Below are 19,361 nucleotides of genomic sequence, written 5' to 3' on the forward strand. Positions count from 1 at the left end.
GGATCGGGATGGAAGACGTCGAATCGGAGACAGCAGGTGCCGGGAAGCACCTGTTTTGGTTCGCCTATTCGGCGGCGGCGCTGATCCAGAGCGGCCGCAGGAGCGCCCGCGGCGCTTCGGACCATAGACGGGTGGCGAGCCATTCCATCGTATCGGCCTGCCGCAGATGCGCCGCCCAGTGCGGCGCCGGCTCCCACAGCGGCGCGAACAGCAAGTCGGCATCACCCACCAGCCACGCCTCGCCGCGGCCGATCCGGCACCGCACGATGCGGCGGTCGGCATAGGCGCGGCAGGCCGAGGGCAATGCCTCGAACCGCCCGGCGGTGACCAGCCGCAGCCGGGCGCCTTCGACGTCAACCGGCACGATCCGCCGGTCGGCCGCCGGTGCCGCGCCCAGCGTCACGCCCCAATGGTCGAGCAACGGGGTCAGCAGGCTCGTGACCGGCGGATTGCGCGGATCGCCGAGCGGGTGGCGCATCGGCCAGCTGGTCAGGGCATCGGCGAGGATGACGGCGCGTCCGCCGCCACGCACGAAAGCGTCGATCGCCACCAGCTCGCGCGGCGCGAGCGCGCGCGGATGCGCGAGGAGCAGCGCGCCGCCGGACGGCGGCGGATTGTCGATCAGGCTGTCGACCAGATGCACCGGCCCCGCCGCGCCAAGCCGGACGAGCGCGGGATCTTCGTTGAGACCCTGCGCCAGCATCGCCGACAAGTCGGCCCCTTCGGACCAACGGAGCGGCAGACCGGTCAGCATGGTGACGGAGGCGCCATGGGCCGGCGGCGCACGATAGAGCGTGGCGAGCAGCATATGGCTGGCCGCGAACCACGACCCGACAAGCAGCAGCGCGGCAACGCTCCGCACTACCCTGCCCGCACGCCATCCGGCCAGGAGCGAGGCGAACCAAGTGGCCAGCCCCGCCCCGGCGCCGACGAGCGCCAATTGCACCCAGGGCATTTGCCCGGCGAACGCAAAGGCGAGAATCCCCTGAGCTAGCAGGAGCAAGATGATGGCAATCAAAACGCGCCGTGCTCCCGCGAAGGCGGGAGCCCATCTCCGGTCGGCGCTATTTTGAACCGGTCGGAGATGGGCTCCCGCCTTCGCGGGGGAACACGGCTTTTTACCGCGCGCTTGCTGCGATCGCTCCAGAATCACGAACGGCACCAACACCAGCGCCAGCCACGGCAAAACCAGCGCCGGGTCGATCCGCCCGAGGAGCGCCTGCCCGCCGGCGAACCACACCAGCGCGAGCAGCGCCGCCACCGCGATCGCGGCGTCCAGCGCAGCCGGGCTGCGGCGCACCGTCACTGTTTCGATTGGCGGGCCCGTGCGAGTGCCGGATCGGGTTCAAGGTCGGGGACCCCCGCCGCGGGCGCGGCAGGCAGCGCTTGCGGCGTCTTCACGTCGCTCGTCTGGTTCTGGTCCTTCGACACTGGCTGGACGCCGAGTTCCTCGAGCGGCGCGCTCGCGGGTTTCGACGCATCGCCGGGCGCCGCCACCTGCTCCGCGGCGGTCTCCTGCGCCGCATTCTGGCGCGCGCGATCGCCGATCAGCCCTGCCATGCCGACGAGCAGCAGCACGGTCAGCACCCCGGCAATGCCGATCTGCAGCCGCCGCATCGAATCATTTGCCGGCGCGGACGGTGCCGGTGCCCCCGGAGTCGTGCCGCTCGTCGTGCCGTTCGTCATGCCGTTCGTCATGCCGTTCGTCATGCCGCGAGACCTTTGCTGGCGAGCCATTCGGGATTGTAGAGCGTCGACAGATAGCGAAACCCGCTGTCGCACAAAATCGTTGCAATCCGCTTGCCCGGCCCGAGCGTCCGCGCCAGCGCCATCGCGCCCGCGACGTTGATCCCCGACGACAGGCCGAGGCACAGCCCTTCCTCGTCGAGCAACTGGCGCACGACCGCGAGCCCTTCGGCGTCGGAAATGCGGAACTGGGTGTCGATCGGCGCGCCTTCCAGATTGGCGGTGATGCGGTTCTGGCCGATCCCCTCGGCGACGCTCGACCCCTCGGGCTTCAACTCGCCGCACTGATAATAATTGTAGAGCCCTGCGCCATGCGGGTCGGTGAGCGCGACGGTGATATTCTGGTCCTTCGCCTTGAGGCCCAACCCCGTCCCGGCGATCGTCCCGCCGGTGCCCGCAGCGCAGGTGAAGCCGTCGATGCGGCCGTCCATCTGCTCCCATATCTCCTCGGCGGTGCCGAAGATATGGGCCTTGCGGTTGGCAATATTGTCGAACTGGTTCGCCCAGATCGCATTGTCGGTTTCCTCGGCGATACGGCGCGAGGTGTGGACGAAATGGCCGGGATTGGCGAAGGGCGCGGGCGGCACGAGCACCAGCTCGGCGCCGAGCGCGCGGATAGTCGCCATCTTCTCCGCACTCTGGTTGTCGGGCATGACGATGATCGTCTTGTAGCCCAAGGCATTGCCGACGAGCGCGAGCCCGATGCCGGTGTTGCCCGCCGTCCCCTCGACGATCGTGCCGCCGGGCGCCAAGCTGCCGTTCGCTTCGGCATCGCGGACGATATAGAGCGCGGCGCGGTCCTTCACCGATCCGCCGGGGTTCGCATATTCGCACTTGCCCCAGATTTCGCATCCGGTGGCCTTGCTCGGTCCTTCGAGCAGCACCAGCGGGGTGTTGCCGATCAGCTCCAGGCTGGTTTTCGCAATCGTCATGCCCCCGATTTAAGGCGCTGTCCCGAACGCCGCAAGACAGCTTCGCTTGCCCCCTATATCGCGCCGCTTTGTCGACCAACGGGGCACGACCGCCGACGAACGGCATCCGTCCTGCGCCGGTCCGGCTTGCGTTTGTAACAGTATATCATTACTGGAAGCGCCGAATTGTCGCCCGAACAACAGGATCTCCCCTTCATGCGTCTGCTCTCCACCGCCGGTTTCACGCTCGCCCCCGTTATCGCTCTCGCCATCGCCGCCCCCGCCTTCGCGCAGGACGCGGCGCCGCAGCCGACCGGCGACGATGATTATCACACCGACCAGCCGATCGTCGTCACCGCGCCCTATGTCCGCAGCCTCGACATCCTCGGCAATGTCTCGGTGATGGAGGGCGAGAAGCTGGCGAAAGACATTCGCGGCCAGATCGGCGACACCCTCGCCTCGCAGCCCGGCGTTTCGTCGAGCAGCTTCTCCCCCGGCGCCTCGCGCCCGATCCTGCGCGGCTTTTCGGGCGAGCGCGCGGCGGTGCTGGTCGATGGTCTCGGCGCGATCGACGCCTCCTCGACCTCGGCCGACCATGCGGTGTCGATCGACCCGCTGACCGCCGAGCGCATCGAAATCCTGCGCGGCCCGTCGGTGCTGCTCTTTTCGAGCCAGGCGGTCGGCGGCGCGGTCAATGTCTTCGACCGCCGCATCCCGCGCAGCATCCCCGAAGCGCCCTTCCACCTCGACGCGCTCGCGAGCTACGGCACCGCCGCCGACGACAAGAGCATCGGCGCCTCGATCGACGTGCCGGTCGGCCAGCGCTTCGTCGTCCACGCCGACGGCAATTACCGCGATTCCAATGAGGTCCGCGTCGGCGGGCTGATTTACGCCCCCGAACTGCGCGCGCACCTGCTCGACCTCGCCGCCGACGCCACCGCGGGCGGCGATGCCGACGAGGCGGCGCGGCTGACCGACGCCGCGAACAGCCGCGGCAAGGTGCCCAACAGCCAGAGCACGAGCAAGAGTGCCGGCGTCGGCGCCGCGTTCATCGACGACGGCGGTTCGCTCGGCATCAGCTTCGGCTATCTCGAGGATGCCTATGGCATCCCGCCGCGCGCCGACATCGACGAAGTGCCGACGATCAAGGCGCGCCAGTATCGCGTCGATCTGCGCGGCGAGGTCGAGCTCGGCGATGGCCTGTTCGAGAAATTGCGCATCCGCGGCGCTTATGCCGACTATGCCCACACCGAATTCGACGACGGCGAGCCCGGCACCCGCTTCACCAACCGCGGGATCGAGGCGCGCGCCGAACTGGCACAGAACGATCGCGGCGGCTGGCGCGGCGCGAGCGGCGTCCAGTACAGCTTCCGCGACTTCGCGGCGATCGGCGACGAGGCTTTCCTGCCCGCGAACGAAACGACGCGCATCGCGGCTTTCACTTTGCAAGAGCTCGAACGCGGCCCGGTGACGCTCGAAGGCGCGCTGCGCCTTGAAAAGTCGCAGGTGCGAGCCGAAAGCATCGGCTTCGACCGCTCGTTCAGCAGCCTGTCGGGCGCGGCGGGGCTCAGCTACCAGCTCGCCGAAGGGCTCAAAGCCAGCGTCTCGATCTCGCGCAGCGAACGCGCTCCCTCGGCCGAGGAACTGCTCTCCGACGGCCCGCACGCCGCGACGCTGACCTATGAGCGCGGCAATCCCGATTTCGCCAAGGAAACAAGCTGGGGCGGCGAAGCCTCGCTGAAGTTCAAGCGCGATGGCTGGTCGGCGGGACTTACCGGCTATGCGAGCCGGTTCGACAATTTCATCTATGAAACCGACACCGGGCTGATCGCCGACGACCTGCCTTTGTTCGAGTTCCGCCAGAACAAGGCGCGCGTCTGGGGCTTCGAGTTCGAGGGCGCCGCGCCGCTGGCGCAGATCGGCGGCTTCAGCATCCTCGCCGATGCGACGGCGGACATGACGCGCGCAAAGATCACCGACGGCCCCTATGTGCCGCGCATCCCGCCACTCCGCATCCGCGGCGGGCTCGAAGCGTCGAGCGAACGGATCGACGCACGCGCCGAGGTCGAATGGACCGACGACCAGACCCGCATCGCGCCGTTCGAGACCGCGACCAAGGGCTTCACGCTGGTCAATGCTTCGCTGACCTGGCGCCCGCTTCCCGACACCAAGAATCTGTCGCTGACGCTCGCCGCCGACAACATCTTCGACGTCGACGCGCGCCGCCACGCGAGCTTCACCAAGGATTATGTCCCGCTCGCGGGCCGCGATATCCGCCTGACCGCCCGCGCGAGTTTCTGAAGACACCCACAAAAAGCCGCGTGTCCCCGCGAAGGCGGGGACCCATCTCCTGCCGCCGCAAAATGGCACCGACCGAAGATGGGCTCCCGCCTTTGCGGGAGCGCACAGCTTTACTTGCGCACCGGCGATTTAAGACAGCATCGCCATCCCGCCATTCACATGAATGGTCTGCCCGGTAACATAGCCCGCTTCCTTCGACGCGAGATAGACGACCGCCGCCGCGATATCGCTCCCCTCGCCCATCCGCCCCGCGGGGATGCGCTGGTTCAGTGCTTCCTTCTGCGCATCGGGCAGGTCGTCGGTCATCGCGGTCGCAATGAAGCCCGGCGCCACGCAATTGACGGTGATGCCGCGGCTCGCAAGCTCCTGCGCCAGCGCCTTGGTCATGCCGGTGACGCCCGCCTTCGACGCCGCATAATTGGCCTGCCCCGGATTGCCAGTGGCGCCGACGACGCTGGTGATCGAGATGATGCGCCCGAAGCGCGCCTTCATCATCGGCTTCGCCGCCGCGCGCGCGAGGCGGAAATTCGCCTCGAGGTTGATACGGATGACGTCCGACCATTCCTCGTCCTTCATCCGCAGGATCAGATTGTCGCGCGTCACCCCGGCATTGTTGACGAGAATATCGATCTGCCCCAGCGCCTCGACCGCCGACGGCACGAGCGCATCGACCGCCGCCGCATCGCCGAGGTTGCACGGCAAGGCGACATGGTCGCCGCCGAGCGTGTCGCGAAAGGCGTTCAGCTTCTCGGCATTGGAACCCGACACCGCGAGCCGCGCGCCCTGCGCCGCGAGCGCCTGCGCGATCGCGGACCCGATGCCGCCCGAAGCGCCGGTAACGAGGGCGGTCATGCCGGTGAGATCGAACATTATACTTCTCCTGATGATGACCGGTTCACGCGGAGACGCGGAGACGCGGAGGGTTTATGGTCGTTAACGATGCGCTTGACGCCTTCCTTGAGCGTGGCGCCGCCAAAGTTGATGAGCAAGCCAACCGATTGGCCCGTGAGCCGAAGATAGGTCAATAATTGTTTGGCGTGGGCCGCATGCAATTGCCCGACGGACTTGATTTCGACCAGGAGTCGATCATCGACGAGCAGATCAATCCGAAAGGCCCCGTCGAAACGCATATCCTCGAATAAAATGTCGATCGGCTTTTGCCGATCGACCTTGTAGCCCGCTGTGGCAAGCTTCCCTGCCAGAACGGTTTCATAAACGCTTTCGAGCAGACCGGGGCCGAGATCACGATGGATACGGAGCGACAAATCCAACACATCGCCGCTCACGACATCGATGTCTTGCACCATAATCTCCGCGCCTCCGCGTCTCCGCGCGAACTTCAAAGAAACTTCAGCAGCGCCTCGATATCATCCATCGACATCACGCTCACCGTCTCGACCTCGCCCGACGCACTGCGCTTGACCATTGGCGACAGCACCTTGCCGCCGAATTCGACGAACTGGCCGACGCCGATGTCCTCCATCGACGCGACGCTTTCGCGCCAGCGGACGCGGCCCGTCACCTGCTGTACGAGCAGGTCGCGGATCGTGTCGGCGTCGCTCACCGGGCTGGCGGTGACGTTCGCGATCACCGGCACCAGCGGCGCCACTGGCGGGTTCGCGCCGAGCGCCTCGGCCATCGCGTCGGCGGCGGGCTGCATCAGCGGGCAGTGGAAGGGCGCCGACACCGGCAGCAGCACGCCGCGCTTGATGCCGAAATCCTTGACCAAAGCGACCGCGCGCTCGACTGCACCCTTGTGGCCCGAGATCACGACCTGCGACGGATCGTTGTCGTTCGCGACGGTACAGACCTCGCCCTCGGCCGCAGCATCTGCCAGCTTCTGCGCCGTCTCGATATCGGCGCCGAGCAGCGCCGCCATCGCACCGACGCCAACCGGCACCGCGGCCTGCATCGCCTGCCCGCGCGTCTTCAGGAGCCGCGCAGCGGTCGCAAGGTCGAACGCCCCCGCAGCGCAGAGCGCGCTATATTCGCCGAGGCTGTGGCCGGCGACATAATCGGCCTTACCCGCAAGCGTCACGCCGCCTTCCTTCTCCAGCACGCGCAGCGTTGCGACGGCGTTCGCCATGATCGCGGGCTGGGCATTCTCGGTGAGCGTCAGTTCCTCCTCGGGGCCCTCGCTCATCAGCTTGAACAGATTCTGGCCAAGCGCCTCGTCAACCTCCTGAAACACCTCGCGCGCCACCGGCGACGCATCGGCGAGCGCCTTGCCCATGCCGACCGCCTGGCTGCCCTGACCCGGAAAGATGAATGCGCGCATGTTGCGTCCCCTGCGGTGATATTCGTTACCGCGCGCCTATTCCCTCACCCGGCGCGATGCAAGCCGAAGGGCACGACCTTGTTCGCCGCATCATGTCCGATGTCGGCGCGGCCGAACCACGCAATGCCGGTGCGCGCGCACCAGTCCCGCGCTATTTCTTCGGCCTCCATCCCGAACGGCCGGTCGTTTTCGGGCACGTCGCTGACGCGCCCCAGCCGCAGCCCCGCCAGCCCGCGCGGCGCCAGATAGCTCGCGACATGAAAGAAGGCGCGGTCGAAGGCATAGAGATATTCGCTGACCTCCTCGACCAGCAGCACATGCCCCGACAGGTCGGGCTCCAAGGGTGTGCCGAGCAGCATCGACAGCGTCATCAGGTTGAACGCCGCGTGGCGCGCGCCATGATCGAGCCCGGGCTCGCACGCCGCCGGATCGCGCGCGACGAGCCAGTCGAGCGCGCGCATCACCGCCGCATCGCCACCCTCGCGCCGGATATCGGCGACCATCGGGCCGTGCGCGACATGGTCGAAGCCCTCGCGATAGAGACACCCCAGCAGATTGCCCTGATCCGAATAGCCGAGGAAGGCCTTGCGGCGCGCGGCATCGGTCATCGCCGCGACCGCATCCTCCGCGATCCGGCACGCGCCATAGCCGCCGCGCGCGAACCAGACCGCATCGATGTCGGACCGGTTCGCCATCTCGACCAGCGCCGCGAAGCGATGCCCGTCCTCGCCCGCGAAATGGCCGTGGACCGCGAAGCATTGCTCGTCGAAGACAAGCTCGATGTCAGGATAGCCGATCGCGGCAATAGCGCGCACGGCCTCGGCATCGTCGGGAAGGATAGGAGTTGAGGGGGCGACGATACCTATGCGCATGACTGGAATCCGATAATCCTCGATTGATTCACTTCGTCATTGCGAGCAAAGCGAAGCAATCCAGAGCAGGCGTAGACCGCCCTGGATTGCTTCGCTTTGCTCGCAATGACGAGGCTTATGAATATCATCATGCGGCCGGTTGCAAACCCTTCGCCAAGGCCATAACGCCGCGCGATGGCCGAAAACAAATCCTATTTCTTCTGCGGCATCGGCGGGTCGGGCATGTTGCCGCTCGCGATGATCGTCGCCGCGCGCGGCGCCGCGGTCTCAGGATCGGACCGCAGCCGCGATCAGGGCCGCACGCCGGGCAAGTTCGACTGGATCGAAAGCCGCGGCCTCCGCCTCTTCCCTCAGGACGGCAGCGGCGTCGCCGCGGGCCAGACGCTCGTCGCCTCGGCCGCGATCGAGGACAGCGTACCCGACATCGCCGCTGCGAACGCGCTCGGCCTGCCACGCCTGACCCGCGCCGACCTCAACGCGGTGCTGTTCAACGCCGCGGATCGGGCCGTCGGCGTCGGCGGGACGAGCGGCAAGTCCACCGTCACCGGCATGATCGGCTGGATTCTCGACCGGGCGGGCCGCAAGCCGACGGTGATGAACGGCGCCGTCATGCGCAACTTTGCAAGCGACGGCACGCCCTTCGCCAGCGCCCTCGTCGGCGACGCAGCGACCTATGTCAGCGAGGTCGATGAAAGCGACGGCTCGATCGCGCTCTACCGCCCCGACGTCGCGGTGGTCACCAACATCAGCCTCGATCACAAGAGCCTCGACGAGCTGCACCGGCTGTTCGGCGACTTCGCGGCCAAAGCGCGCGTCGCGGTGGTCAACGCCGACGACGCCGAATCGGCGCCGCTGCTCGCAGGCGGCAACATCATGCGTTTCGGCTTCTCCGACGCCGCGGCGATGCGCGGCAGCGATTTCGAGGCGCTGCCCGATGGCTGCCGGTTCCGGGTCCACTTCGCCGCCGACACGCACGACGTCCGTTTGCGGATGCCGGGACGCCATAATGCCGCCAACGCCCTCGCCGCGATCGCCGCGGCGCGCGCGCTCAACATCCCCGTCGCGACCTCGGTCGCCGCGCTCGCCGATTTCGCGGGCCTCGCGCGCCGCTATGAAGTACTTGGGCAAGCGGCCGGCGTCACCGTTATCGACGATTTCGCGCATAATCCCGACAAGGTTGCCGCGACCCTCGCGGCGGTCGCCGAACTGCCGGGCCGCGCCCTCCTCTTCTTCCAGCCGCACGGCTATGGCCCGCTCCGCCAGATGGGACGCGAACTCGCCGCGAGCTTCGCAAGAGGCATGCGCGACGGCGACCGGCTGTTCGTCAGCGATCCCGTCTATTTCGGCGGCACCGTCGACCGCAGCACCGGCAGCGAGGCGCTGGTCGCCGATATCGTCGGGAGCGGCGCCGATGCCGTGCACCTCACCACCCGCGCCGAATGCGGCGCGGCGATGCTCGACGCAGCAGAGCCGGGCGACCGCATCCTGATCCTCGGCGCGCGCGACGACACGCTGACCGAATTCGGGCAGGAGTTGCTGGAGAAGCTTGGAGAATGGGATTCGCGCAGAGGCGCAGAGGGTTGAAGTTCACGCGGAGACGCGGAAGCGCGGAGATGGGCGGGCCGATCGGCCCCTTTCTCAATACCCCGTCAGTTTGCAGCGTGAAGTCGCAGGAATAAGGCTGCTTCGCGGCAAGCGCTTTCTCTCCGCGCCTCCGCGTGAACCGACTCGCTCCCCTCGGCGATCTCTGCGACTCTGCGCGAATCCCATTCTTCCCCAGCCCTTGCTTCTTGTACCGAAATCTGTATAGGCGCGCTCATTCGGGGCGAGGCCTTGTGCCGTTCGCCCCGTTTGCTTTGCATCAATCCGCAAGGCTTGACGACAGCCGGAGGGGTTTCGCGATTGGCGCGAAATCAGCGATCGGCCAAATCGAAGGACGCAGACCATGCCGTTTTACGAGCATGTTTTTATCGCGCGTCAGGACCTGAGCCAGGCTCAGGTCGATGCGCTCGCCGAAGGCGTCACGAACATCGTGACCGAATATAAGGGTCAGGTCCACAAGACCGAAACCTGGGGCCTGAAGCAGCTCGCCTACAAGATCGCGAAGAACCGCAAGGGCCACTACGCGATGCTGTCGGTCGAAGCGCCGGGCGATGCCGTCGCCGAAATCGAGCGCCAGGCGGCGATCAACGAAGACATCATCCGCTGGATGACCATCAAGGTCGACGAGCTCGAAAAGGGTCCGTCGGTGATGATGCGCAAGCAGGAACGTCGGGGCGGCCGCGGCCGTGACCGCGACGGCGAAGAATAAGGATAACGACCATGGCACGACCCTTTTTCCGTCGCCGCAAGACCTGCCCCTTCAGCGCGAAGGACGCACCGGTCATCGATTACAAGGACGTCCGCCTGCTCCAGGGTTACCTGTCGGAGCGCGGCAAGATCGTCCCGTCGCGGATCACCGCGGTGTCCACCAAGAAGCAGCGTGAGCTGGCGAAGGCGATCAAGCGCTCGCGCCACATCGGCCTGCTCCCCTACATTGTGAAGTAAGGAGGGCAGCGTCATGGAAATCATCCTGCTCGAACGTATCGAGAAACTCGGCGGTATCGGCGATGTCGTCACCGTCAAGAACGGCTTTGCCCGCAACTACCTGTTGCCCAACAACAAGGCGCTGCGCGCGAACGACGCCAACCGCAAGCTGTTCGAAGCCAACCGCTCGAAGATCGAGGCCGACAACGCCGAACGCCGCACCGCTGCCGAAGGCCGCGCCAAGGACGTCGACGGCAAGCAGGTCGTCCTGATCCGTCAGGCGTCGAACACCGGCCAGCTTTACGGCTCGGTCTCGGTGCGCGACATCGTCGATGCGCTGGTCGAGGACGGCGCCGCGAACATCACCAAGGCGATGGTCGAGCTCGAACGCCCGATCAAGTCGCTCGGCCTGTTCGACGTCAAGGTGAAGCTGCACCCCGAGGTCGTCGTGACCGTCGGCGTCAACGTCGCGCGCTCGCCCGACGAAGCCGAGATGCAAAGCCAGGGCATCGACGTGATCGCCGCCATGTTCGAGGAAGAACAGGCCGAGGCGGTCGCTTCGGCGCTCGAGCCCGACAGCGAAGACGAATATGAGGACGTGGGACCCGCTCCGTCGGACATCGCGGCCGGGGAAGCGCCCGCTGCGGACGAAGCCGAAGAAGCCTGAGCTTCTTGCTTCCACAAGAGTCAAAAGGCTCCGGAACATGCAGTTCCGGAGCCTTTTTCTTTGCCTGAAGACGCCGGTTTCGATGCCCGCTTTGGGGTGTGAAGCGGACGCTGCCCTTTCTTTACTTCGTCATCCCCGCGAAAGCGGGGACCCAGAGCGTCCGTCCGCTTACCCATCCCTGGGTTCCCGCTTTCGCGGGAATGACGAAGGGAGAGAGTGCGGCAACTCTCGGTCGAAACCCGTCACCCCCTAATCAAAAACTTCTGCACCTTCCCCGCCGCGTTCATCGGTAGCGCGTCCAGTATTTCGACCCGGCGCGGGACCTTGTAGTTCGCCATATTGTCGCGGCACCAGGCGATAATTTCTTCCGCCGATGCCGCCGCGCCGGGGCGCAGGACGACGAAGGCCATCGGCACTTCGCCGAGCCGCTCGTCGGGCACCCCGATCACCGCCGATTGCAGCACCGCGGGATGCGCGGCGAGCAGACCCTCGATCTCGGCAGGATAGGCGTTGAAGCCGCCAACGATGAAGATGTCCTTCGCACGGTCGGTGATCTTCACATTGCCGCGCGTATCGCGCACCGCGATGTCGCCCGTGCGCAGCCAGCCGTCGGCGTCGATCGCGGCGGCGGTCGCGGCGGGATCGTTGAAATAGCCCTGCATGACGTTCGGCCCGCGTACCAGCAGTTCGCCAGCCTCGCCCGCCGCCACGTCGCGCCCTTCGCCGTCAACGAGCCGGATATCGATGCCGTCCAGCGGCCTTCCCGCGGTATTCGCGACGGTCTCTGCATCGTCGTCAGCACTGCACATCGTCACGACGCCGCACGTCTCGGTCAGCCCATAAGCGGTGAGCACGACATCGATGCCGAGCGCACCGCGCATCTCCTCGATCAGCGTCACCGGCACCGACGCCGCGCCGGTAATCGAAACCCGCAGCGACGACAGATCATGGTCGCGCCAGGGTCCGGCGAGCAGGCTCTGGAAGATCGTCGGCGGCCCGGGCAGCAGCGTCACCCGTTCGTTCTGGATACGTTCGAGCACGCGCTGGGTATCGAACACGGCATGCGGCAGCACGGTCGCCCCATGCATCAGCGCGACGAGCCAGCCCGCCTTGTAGCCGAAGCTGTGGAAGAAGGGGTTGATGATCAGGAACACATCGTCGCGGCCATAGCCGAGCCCCCCGCCATAGGCGCGGTAGAGCCGGACATTCTGGCCGTGCGTGGTCACCGCGCCCTTCGGATTGCCCGTCGTGCCCGAGGTGAAGAGGATATCGCAGACATCGCCTTCGCCAAGCGCCTCAAGCCGTTCGGCGACCGCCGCGTCGGCCACCTCTTCGCCGCGGCGCAGAAACTCGGCCCAGGGCAGGCCCTCTCCCTCGCCTTCGAGCAGCACGATCCCGCCGAGATCGGGCAGATCCTCGCCGGCGAGCAGCGCGGGATAGTCGGTGCCGAGAAATTCGCCGACGGTGAGGAGCAGCTTCGCGCCGCTCGCGCGCAGGATATAGCCCGCCTCGCGTCCCTTCAGCCGGGTGTTGAGCGGCACGATCGCCGCGCCCGCCGCCTGCGCGCCGATCGCCGCGATGATCCATCGGGTCGAATTGGGCGCCCAGATCGCGACACGGTCGCCGGGCGACACCCCCGCGGCCACGAAGGCCGCGGCGCTCGCGCGGATCAGCGACGGCAAATCCTCATAAGCCACCTCGCGTCCATCCTCGCCGCGGATCGCGACGCGGCCGGCGTGGGCCGCCGCGGCACCCAGAATCATATGCGGGATCGTCATCTTCGGTTCGGACACGGCCATCGTCTCTCCGCTTCGCGCACGCATCTCGCGCGCACCCTTTTTCGTATCTGCCCCGGTGACGCGCCGCGCCGCGCGCCACAACCCCTATACGGGGGCTCCGGCATCGATGTCGCCGGGATGTTGCCGTGCAAGGGGTGCGGCCTATAGAGGAAAGCGGCGGATCGTGGGGAACGGAGTCGGAATGCCCAGCTACAAGCCTGTTGCCGACGTCGACGAGCTGGTGACGCTGATCTATCGCGGCCCGCTCGAGGACACGCCGTGGCAAGGCTTCCTCGAAGCCTTGAGCCGCCGGATGCAGCGCCAGAGCGCAGCGATCACCCTGCGGCTGAGCCGCCCGGGCATGCCGCCCTTCATCATCTGGGCGCCGCCGCTGCCGATCGCCGAGCAGGAAGCGCGCCGCATCCACCGCATCCATGCCGAGCTCGGCGACCTCGACCCCTTGCGCAACGCCCTTGCGCGGCCCGGCGACATCTACCGGCTGAGCGAGATCGTCTCGCCCGACGCCCTGCACGGCAGCCGCTTCTACGCCGAAATCCTGCAGCCTTATGGCATCGAATATCAGCTCGGCATGTATATTTCCGAACCCGGCGGGTGGGAGGGCAATGTCGGCCTGACCGACGGACCCGGCGGCGAGGATTTTTCGGATGCCGACAAGGCGATGCTGATCGCGCTGCGCCCGCATCTCGAACTGTCGCTCGCGCTCTTCGCGCGGCTGCGGCGCGAGGAGACCGAGGTGCAGGTGATGATCGACACGCTCGACCGGCTGACGCTCTGCACCTTCATCCTCGACGGCGCGGGACGCATCCTCCGCAGCAACAGCGCGGGCCGCGCGCTGGCGCGGTCGAACAAGGGGCTGCGCGCCGCAAACGACAGGCTCGCGCTCGCCAGCCAGTCGGGCAATGCCCAGCTCCAGAAGCTGATCGGCCATGCAGTCGCGGCGCACCGCGACGGCGGCAGCTTCGCCGAGGGCCTTCGCGTCGAGGCCGATTTCGACCGGCATCTCGGCATCCTCGTCCGCTCGATCGAGGCGCGGTCGCATTATGGCAACGAGGCGGGCCCCGCGGCGGTCGTCTATGTCTCGGGGCTCGACAACCATCAGCCGCTCGAAGGGCTCGTCGCGCAGATTTTCGACCTGACGCCGTCGGAGGCGCAACTCGCGGCGCTGCTCGCGTCGGGGCTCAGCCTGTCCGAAGCCGCCGAAAAGCTGGAATTTACCGAGAATACGGTGCGCAGCTATTGCAAGACGATCCTCAGCAAGACCGGGGTCGGCCGCCAGGCCGATCTCGTCCGGCTGATCCTGCGCAGCGTTGCGGTGCTGGGGTAGTATATAACGCATAAAAGCCGTGTTCCCCCGCGAAGGCGGGGGTCCATCTCCGGTCCGTGCCATTTTGAGCCGGCCGAAGATGGGTCCCCGCCTTCGCGGGGACACGCGGCTTTTTCGACCGACGACGCGCCACCTAGTCCAATTGGCCGATGTAGCGCCGCCCCGCACCGCTAAGCTTCCCCATGGCCCGGCGACCGGGCGCGAAAGAGGAGCGACGACAGGCATGGCGAGCAACGCGGACCCGATCGCCTTTCGCAATGCGCTGGGCTCCTTTGCGACCGGGGTGACGATCGTCACCACGCGCGATGCCGCCGGGCAGGATTGCGGGCTGACCGCGAACAGCTTCAACTCGGTCTCGCTCGATCCGCCGATGGTGCTGTGGAGCCTCGCGCGCAACTCGATGAGCATGGATGCCTTTCGCAACGCGGACCATTTCGCGGTGCATATCCTCGCCGCCGATCAGGAGCCCTTGTCGAACGGTTTCGCCAAGCGCGGTGCCGACAAGTTCGCCGGGCTGACGCTGGAGCGCGGCGCAGGGGACGTCCCGCTGCTCGCCGGCTGCGCCGCGCGCTTCCAGTGCCGGACCGCCTATCAATATGAGGGCGGCGACCATGTCATCTTCGTCGGCGAGGTCATCGCCTTCGACCATGACGACCGCGCGCCCCTGCTCTTCCACGGCGGCCGCTATGCGCTCGCGGCACGGCGCGCGGCGGCGCTGACCGCAAGCGACGCGGCCGATGCCGAAGCGCCCGGCCGCTTCGGCGAGGATTTCCTCGGCTATCTGCTGGGCCGTGCGCATTTCCAGCTCTATGCGCGGATGCAGACGAGCCTCGCGGAGCATGGCCTCGACGCCACCGGCCATTTCGCGCTCAGCATCCTCGGCATTCAGGACGGCCGCACCGCGCAGGAGATCGCCGACATGATCGGCTTCACCGGCGCGCGCCTGACCGACGATCATAGCCGTTCGCTGACCGAACGCGGCATCGTCCGGCGCGACGAGCCGGACGGACGGCTGTGGCTGACCGACGCCGGGCGCCGGACGCTGATCGAGCTGGCGGCGGCGGCGAAAGCGGCGGAGGAGGATGCGCTCGGCGCCTTCGACGACAATGAGACGGCGCTGCTCAAGCATCTGCTCAAGCATGTCATCCGCCACACCGACCCCGGCCTGCCCGATCCCTGGGCTTCGGATCGTGGCGCCGACTGAAGGGTCCCCGATGGAAAAGATCATCTATGCGCTGTGGAAAGATGCAAGCGAAGCACGGGAGCAGTTCAACGACCATCTGCTGAACCGGATTGCGCCCCAGCTTTCCGGCCACGCGCACGCATTGCGCATTAACATCCAGGACGACGCCGTCGCCGCCGGCACATCGCCGCGCATGGCGTCGATCCAGCCGCAGATGGAAGCGGTGGTCCAGCTGTGGCTCGACAGCGCCAACGACGTCGCGCGCGCCGACGTCGATGCGATCATCGCCGAAGCGGCGCCGCGCCATGCCGCATGGCTCGCCAGCGAATCGACCGCCCTGCCCAACCGGCTCCATCCGCCCCAACCCGGCGAACGTACCGAAGGCTTTTCGCAAATCGTCTTTCTCGGCCTCCCCCCGCGGCTTAGCTGGACGGCGTGGCGCGACATCTGGGAGCGCCAGCAGACGCCGGTCGCGATCGAGACGCAGGCCAATTTCGAATATGTCCAGAATCTGATCGTCCGGCCGCTGACCTATGGCGCGCCGGCCTTTGCCGCGATGATCGAGGAATGTTTTCCCGCCGCGGCGCTGCACGACGAAGCCGCCTATTTCGACGCGGTGGGCGATACCGCCCGCCTCGCCGAGAACCAGCAGCGGATGATGGAAAGCTGCGCACGCTTCATCGATTTCGACCGGATCGACTGCATTCCGACGAGCCAATATGAGATTTCGCGGCTCGGCGGCTGAAACGATAAAGACTGGAGAGGTGACGATGACCGAGCACGTGGACGATGCGCTGACCTATACCGACCCCGACGCGATCGTGCGGTCCGAACGCGTCGAGATCGCCGCGCCCGCCGCGGTGGTCTGGGCCATACTGCTCGATCTGCCGCGCTACGGCGAATGGAACCCCTTCTGCATCGCGGCGGAATCGACGCTCGAAATGGGCGCGCCGGTGCACATGACACTGAAAAGCTACATCGAAGAAGGCGTGACCTTCCCCAATTGCGAATATGTCTGCGCCTTCGAGCCCGAGCGGCTGCTGTCGTGGGCGCTGCCGCACGACGACGCCTGGCCCTACCCGGCGCGGCGCGACCAGATTATCGAGCCGCTGGGCGACGAGGCATGCGCCTATCATTCGACCGACGCCTTTCTCGGCCCGAACGGCATCCATGTGATGCGCTTCGCGGGGCCATGGGTAAAGCGCGCGTTCGACGACACCGCCTACGCGTTGAAGGCACGGGCGGAGGCGATGCACGCGGGGGCTTAGCCCGGCTAGCGTAACGCAAAAGGCGACCGCATATTTGCGGGGAGCACATAGGTGGTCACCGCTTTCGACCGGGAATTGCCGCACTCTCTCCCTTCGTCATTCCCGCGAAAGCGGGAACCCAGGGATGGGTAAGCGGACGGACGCTCTGGGTCCCCGCTTTCGCGGGGATGACGAAGTAAAGAAAGGGCAGCGTCCGCTCACCACCCCAAAACCGCCGCCGACCGCCCCGGAAAAAATCGCTGTCCTACTTTACCCTGCCATGCCAGCCTTGACGCCGCTCTTTGACATCACCGGCTTTCCCGGGACTGCGTTAAAGCGACAAAGGAGACAGTTTCGGCCTGCACATCGGTATCCTTTGTCGCTTTACGACTGCTCCCGGCACGATAAGGCAAGCCCCTAAAGCCACAAAAGACACAGATCACAGCGCGCATGCGCGCTTTTGCGGTGTTACGCGCCAGAGGCGGACAACTCGCCTCAAAACAGCAGGCGGGCTTCCATCCCAAAGCAAACGTCAGGAACAACCTGGCAGATAAAGAAAAAGACGGGCGCCGATCCCTCGGCACCCGTCTTTTCAATCACCCCGAAGGATCGGGTCAGAATTTGAAGCCGACCTCGACGCCATAGGTGCGCGGGTCGCCGTACATCACCCCGGCGAAACCCAGCGAACCAAAGTCGATGCCCGAGAGCACATAATCTTTCTTGGTCAGATTCTTGCCCCACAACGAGATTGTCGCCTTCGACCCGCCGACGGGGATGTCCGCCAGCGACACCCGCGCGTTGAGCAGGCCGACGCCACCGTCGGCGATCACGTCGTTGAAGGGGTTGACCGGATGCCAATAGACCTTGCTGCGATAGCTCCAGTCGACGCGCGCGATGAAATTGCCCGCGTTTCCGACCGCCGTTTCATATTGGGCGCCGACATTGGCGGTCGTCGCCACCGAATATTGGAACTTCGCGATCTTCGAAATATCGCTCGCGACGCCTGTCGTCGGATCGACGAACAGGAACTTCTTGTACTTGCGGTCGGTGTAGCCGATCGAGCCGTCAACCGTGAAACCGTCGAACAACCGTGCCTGAAGCTCGGCCTCGATGCCCGTATAGGTCGCCTTGGCCGCATTGACCGTGGTGCTCGACGCACCGCCGGTGCCGGCGAGGAACTGCTGCACCTGCAGATCGTCGTAGATGGCGTGGAACGCCGCGACGTTGAAGCGGACCCGGCGATCGAACAGCTCGCTCTTGAACCCGATCTCGTAGGAGGTCAGATCCTCGGGATTGAAGCCGATATTATCCGCGGCGCGCGCGTTGAAGCCGCCCGCCTTGTAGCCCGTGCTCGCACGGGCATAGGTCATGATGTCGTCGGTCCAGCTATAGGCGATGTTCGCCAGCCAGTTCAGGCGGTGGAACTTGCGGGTCAGGTCGCGCGGCGCCGGTGGCACCGGAGCGGTCTGGATCAGATGCTTCTTGTCCTCGGTATAGCGGATGCCGCCGGTGATGCTGAGGCCGTCGAGCGCCGCCGGCTTCCAGGTCGCCTGGCCGAACGCCGCCATCGACTGCGAGATGTGGCGATAGGACAGCAGCGAGTCGACATTGACCCCGAAGCTGTTGAGATTGACCCCCGGCGCGATCGGGATCGGCACCGGCGAAGGCAGAACGAGGGTGAAGCCCTGCGGATTGACCTCGGTCGCACGCTCGCGGAAGTAATAGGCGCCGAGCACATAGTCGAGCTCGCTGCCGATCGTGCCGATCAGGTTGAATTCCTGCGAGAATTGCTTCTGATGGCGTTCGTTGCTGGTGTGGAACAGATCGATCGGCCCGATACCCTGGGGAATGAAGGCATTCGGCGGCACGAGGATCGCCGGGCTGACGAGGAAGCCGACGAGGCCACCGTTGCCGTCGAGGTCCGATCCGTCGATGATATTGTCCCAGCGGCGGAATGCCGTGATCGAACGCAGCGTCGCGTCGCCGATGTCGAGGTTGAGGGTCAGCGCATGGCCCTGCACCTTGTCGCGGACATTGCCGTCATGGTCGAGGCGGATCTGCGACAGCCGGTCCTGCGAGACCTGCGGCGCGGTGCCGCCGAACGCCGGCGAGAAGCTCAGATAATCGAGGATGTCGGGGCGGATCGCGCGAAGCTGGAAAGCATTGGCGCGGCCTTCGCGGATGCTGTGGTCGAAGACATAGTCGAGCGTGAAGCCCGTGCCCTTGTCGAAGCGCACCGCCGCGCGCAGCGCGTCGGTGTTGCGCGCGCCGGGATCGCGCTTGTCCGAGGGTTCGAGCAGATTGTCGACCGTGCCGTCGCGCTGGCTGTGCAGATAGCCGATCTTGACCGCGACGCCCGAATCCTGATGTCAAACGGCGTTCAAAAGGGACCCCCGATCGGCGTCGAAGAGGGACCCCCTTTTCGGATATGATGCTGGTTTGTTGAAGATGGCCTTGCGCTGCGTGCGGCGGAGGGCGGGCGTAGCCCGACCGGAGGCGCGCGCAGC

At 66.3% G+C, this 19,361-nt stretch carries 18 protein-coding genes; 9 read left to right on the top strand and 9 right to left on the bottom strand.

Annotated features, from left to right (window positions below; genetic code table 11):
- Window positions 1-64 precede the first annotated feature (64 nt).
- The 3 genes from ACE3SL_RS01500 to ACE3SL_RS01510 are packed head-to-tail and all read right to left on the bottom strand — an operon-like array spanning window position 65 to window position 2,678.
- The gene (locus ACE3SL_RS01500; RefSeq protein ID WP_374523993.1) at window positions 65-1,306 is read right to left on the bottom strand and encodes a hypothetical protein; all 1,242 of its coding nucleotides are present in this window, start codon (window positions 1,304-1,306) and stop codon (window positions 65-67) included.
- Window positions 1,303-1,710, bottom strand: coding sequence for a hypothetical protein (locus ACE3SL_RS01505; RefSeq protein ID WP_374523994.1), 408 nt, complete (start codon window positions 1,708-1,710; stop codon window positions 1,303-1,305). Before ACE3SL_RS01505 ends, ACE3SL_RS01500 begins: the two co-directional genes overlap by 4 nt.
- Window positions 1,707-2,678, bottom strand: a complete 972-nt coding sequence (locus ACE3SL_RS01510) for a cysteine synthase A (protein ID WP_374523995.1) — start codon at window positions 2,676-2,678, stop codon at window positions 1,707-1,709. The genes ACE3SL_RS01505 and ACE3SL_RS01510 overlap by 4 nt, the downstream gene beginning before the upstream one ends.
- A 195-nt stretch (window positions 2,679-2,873) precedes the next feature.
- Here ACE3SL_RS01510 and ACE3SL_RS01515 point away from each other — a divergent pair, with 195 nt between their 5' ends.
- Complete coding sequence (locus ACE3SL_RS01515; protein ID WP_374523996.1) at window positions 2,874-4,958, top strand: TonB-dependent receptor; 2,085 nt, start codon at window positions 2,874-2,876, stop codon at window positions 4,956-4,958.
- Window positions 4,959-5,087: 129 nt separating this feature from the next.
- Here ACE3SL_RS01515 and fabG read toward each other — a convergent pair whose 3' ends face one another.
- Genes fabG through ACE3SL_RS01535 form a run of 4 tightly spaced genes read right to left on the bottom strand, consistent with a single transcriptional unit; the run spans window position 5,088 to window position 8,108 of the window.
- Complete coding sequence (fabG, locus tag ACE3SL_RS01520; RefSeq protein WP_374523997.1) at window positions 5,088-5,828, bottom strand: 3-oxoacyl-[acyl-carrier-protein] reductase; 741 nt, start codon at window positions 5,826-5,828, stop codon at window positions 5,088-5,090.
- Window positions 5,828-6,265 carry a GxxExxY protein gene (locus ACE3SL_RS01525; protein ID WP_374523998.1) on the bottom strand — a complete coding sequence of 146 codons (438 nt, stop codon included), beginning with the start codon at window positions 6,263-6,265 and terminating at the stop codon, window positions 5,828-5,830. The genes fabG and ACE3SL_RS01525 overlap by 1 nt, the downstream gene beginning before the upstream one ends.
- Window positions 6,266-6,297: 32 nt before the next feature.
- Window positions 6,298-7,236, bottom strand: coding sequence for an ACP S-malonyltransferase (gene fabD, locus ACE3SL_RS01530; protein WP_374523999.1), 939 nt, complete (start codon window positions 7,234-7,236; stop codon window positions 6,298-6,300).
- Between the two features lie 44 nt (window positions 7,237-7,280).
- Window positions 7,281-8,108: an LD-carboxypeptidase gene (locus ACE3SL_RS01535; protein WP_374524000.1), complete on the bottom strand. Its 828-nt coding sequence runs from the start codon at window positions 8,106-8,108 to the stop codon at window positions 7,281-7,283.
- Window positions 8,109-8,282: 174 nt separating this feature from the next.
- Here ACE3SL_RS01535 and ACE3SL_RS01540 point away from each other — a divergent pair, with 174 nt between their 5' ends.
- The 4 genes from ACE3SL_RS01540 to rplI all read left to right on the top strand — a co-directional run bounded on the left by ACE3SL_RS01540 (window position 8,283) and on the right by rplI (window position 11,301).
- Window positions 8,283-9,692 (top strand): Mur ligase family protein, encoded by a 1,410-nt coding sequence (locus tag ACE3SL_RS01540; protein WP_374524001.1) that lies wholly within the window; start codon window positions 8,283-8,285, stop codon window positions 9,690-9,692.
- A 361-nt stretch (window positions 9,693-10,053) separates the two neighbouring features.
- Entirely contained in the window at window positions 10,054-10,419 is a 366-nt protein-coding gene (gene rpsF / locus ACE3SL_RS01545; protein WP_374524002.1) for a 30S ribosomal protein S6, read from the top strand.
- 11 nt (window positions 10,420-10,430) lie between these two features.
- Window positions 10,431-10,655, top strand: a complete 225-nt coding sequence (gene rpsR, locus ACE3SL_RS01550; protein ID WP_037554562.1) for a 30S ribosomal protein S18 — start codon at window positions 10,431-10,433, stop codon at window positions 10,653-10,655.
- 13 nt (window positions 10,656-10,668) lie between these two features.
- A complete protein-coding gene (gene rplI / locus ACE3SL_RS01555; RefSeq protein WP_374524003.1) occupies window positions 10,669-11,301 on the top strand; it encodes a 50S ribosomal protein L9 in 633 nt (210 codons plus the stop codon).
- A gap of 242 nt (window positions 11,302-11,543) precedes the next feature.
- Here the strand turns inward: rplI and ACE3SL_RS01560 are convergent, their stop codons facing one another.
- Window positions 11,544-13,100: a FadD3 family acyl-CoA ligase gene (locus tag ACE3SL_RS01560; protein ID WP_374524004.1), complete on the bottom strand. Its 1,557-nt coding sequence runs from the start codon at window positions 13,098-13,100 to the stop codon at window positions 11,544-11,546.
- A gap of 181 nt (window positions 13,101-13,281) precedes the next feature.
- Between ACE3SL_RS01560 and ACE3SL_RS01565 the strand changes: the two genes are divergently transcribed.
- The 4 genes from ACE3SL_RS01565 (at window position 13,282) to ACE3SL_RS01580 (ending at window position 16,875) form a co-directional block, all read left to right on the top strand.
- Window positions 13,282-14,424 carry a helix-turn-helix transcriptional regulator gene (locus tag ACE3SL_RS01565; RefSeq protein WP_374524005.1) on the top strand — a complete coding sequence of 381 codons (1,143 nt, stop codon included), beginning with the start codon at window positions 13,282-13,284 and terminating at the stop codon, window positions 14,422-14,424.
- A 223-nt stretch (window positions 14,425-14,647) separates the two neighbouring features.
- A complete protein-coding gene (locus ACE3SL_RS01570; protein WP_374524006.1) occupies window positions 14,648-15,628 on the top strand; it encodes a flavin reductase in 981 nt (326 codons plus the stop codon).
- Between the two features lie 10 nt (window positions 15,629-15,638).
- Window positions 15,639-16,352: a hypothetical protein gene (locus ACE3SL_RS01575; protein WP_374524007.1), complete on the top strand. Its 714-nt coding sequence runs from the start codon at window positions 15,639-15,641 to the stop codon at window positions 16,350-16,352.
- Window positions 16,353-16,377: 25 nt separating this feature from the next.
- Window positions 16,378-16,875, top strand: a complete 498-nt coding sequence (locus ACE3SL_RS01580; protein ID WP_374524008.1) for an SRPBCC domain-containing protein — start codon at window positions 16,378-16,380, stop codon at window positions 16,873-16,875.
- Between the two features lie 593 nt (window positions 16,876-17,468).
- Here ACE3SL_RS01580 and ACE3SL_RS01585 read toward each other — a convergent pair.
- Window positions 17,469-19,091 (bottom strand): TonB-dependent receptor, encoded by a 1,623-nt coding sequence (locus tag ACE3SL_RS01585; protein ID WP_374524009.1) that lies wholly within the window; start codon window positions 19,089-19,091, stop codon window positions 17,469-17,471.
- Window positions 19,092-19,361: the final 270 nt, after the last annotated feature.

Source organism: Sphingopyxis sp., from assembly GCF_041916015.1.
GTDB lineage: Bacteria > Pseudomonadota > Alphaproteobacteria > Sphingomonadales > Sphingomonadaceae > Sphingopyxis.

Coding starts and splice junctions, on each gene's coding strand:
- ACE3SL_RS01510 (WP_374523995.1), bottom strand. CDS start 2,678: ATGACGATTGCGAAAACCAGCCTGGAGCTGATCGGCAACACCCCGCTG.
- rplI (WP_374524003.1), top strand. CDS start 10,669: ATGGAAATCATCCTGCTCGAACGTATCGAGAAACTCGGCGGTATCGGC.
- ACE3SL_RS01515 (WP_374523996.1), top strand. CDS start 2,874: ATGCGTCTGCTCTCCACCGCCGGTTTCACGCTCGCCCCCGTTATCGCT.
- ACE3SL_RS01560 (WP_374524004.1), bottom strand. CDS start 13,100: ATGGCCGTGTCCGAACCGAAGATGACGATCCCGCATATGATTCTGGGT.
- ACE3SL_RS01580 (WP_374524008.1), top strand. CDS start 16,378: ATGACCGAGCACGTGGACGATGCGCTGACCTATACCGACCCCGACGCG.
- ACE3SL_RS01535 (WP_374524000.1), bottom strand. CDS start 8,108: ATGCGCATAGGTATCGTCGCCCCCTCAACTCCTATCCTTCCCGACGAT.
- ACE3SL_RS01505 (WP_374523994.1), bottom strand. CDS start 1,710: ATGACGAACGGCATGACGAACGGCATGACGAACGGCACGACGAGCGGC.
- ACE3SL_RS01570 (WP_374524006.1), top strand. CDS start 14,648: ATGGCGAGCAACGCGGACCCGATCGCCTTTCGCAATGCGCTGGGCTCC.
- ACE3SL_RS01575 (WP_374524007.1), top strand. CDS start 15,639: ATGGAAAAGATCATCTATGCGCTGTGGAAAGATGCAAGCGAAGCACGG.
- fabD (WP_374523999.1), bottom strand. CDS start 7,236: ATGCGCGCATTCATCTTTCCGGGTCAGGGCAGCCAGGCGGTCGGCATG.
- fabG (WP_374523997.1), bottom strand. CDS start 5,828: ATGTTCGATCTCACCGGCATGACCGCCCTCGTTACCGGCGCTTCGGGC.
- rpsR (WP_037554562.1), top strand. CDS start 10,431: ATGGCACGACCCTTTTTCCGTCGCCGCAAGACCTGCCCCTTCAGCGCG.
- rpsF (WP_374524002.1), top strand. CDS start 10,054: ATGCCGTTTTACGAGCATGTTTTTATCGCGCGTCAGGACCTGAGCCAG.
- ACE3SL_RS01565 (WP_374524005.1), top strand. CDS start 13,282: ATGCCCAGCTACAAGCCTGTTGCCGACGTCGACGAGCTGGTGACGCTG.
- ACE3SL_RS01540 (WP_374524001.1), top strand. CDS start 8,283: ATGGCCGAAAACAAATCCTATTTCTTCTGCGGCATCGGCGGGTCGGGC.
- ACE3SL_RS01525 (WP_374523998.1), bottom strand. CDS start 6,265: ATGGTGCAAGACATCGATGTCGTGAGCGGCGATGTGTTGGATTTGTCG.